Annotated in this window: 1 protein-coding gene; it reads right to left on the reverse strand. The window is 66.1% G+C overall.

Annotated features, from left to right (window positions below):
• On the reverse strand, positions 1-449 hold a 449-nt coding region (locus DNX69_RS11135), incomplete at both ends, for a transposase (RefSeq protein ID WP_133256005.1).

Genomic DNA, 449 nt, shown 5'->3' on the forward strand with positions numbered 1-449 from the left:
TGTCCGACACTGACGCGCACGCGCGCGAAGCGCGACGATAGAAAATCGGCCGAGCCTTCCCGCCAAACCACCGTGCGCCATGCCCGCTTCGGCAGGGCGAGCGCCACGTCTTTGGCCGAGACCAGGTCGGGCTCGTCGCGGCGGCCCGTATTGTTCAAAGGCTTGCCTTTGCGGCGCGGTCCGGTCCCGGATCGCCACATCAAGGTGTTCGGCAGAATGCCCACCACATAGGGGACCTCCAGGGCCGTCATTCCGGCGCGCAGACGCGAGTCGTTGCCATAAGCCGCGTCCATCAAGGCGACGCCACGCGGCAGGCCGGCCGCGCATGCCCATTGGATTTGCTCCAGCGCGATCTCGGGTTTGGTGGTGAACTTGATCTCCTTCGGCACGCCCGCCTTCTTCCGGCGCGCCCGATCCTTGCTCCAGTCCTGCGGCAGATACAGGCGATA

Origin of the sequence: Rhodopseudomonas palustris (genome assembly GCF_003226555.1) — a bacterium.
GTDB lineage: Bacteria > Pseudomonadota > Alphaproteobacteria > Rhizobiales > Xanthobacteraceae > Rhodopseudomonas > Rhodopseudomonas palustris_I.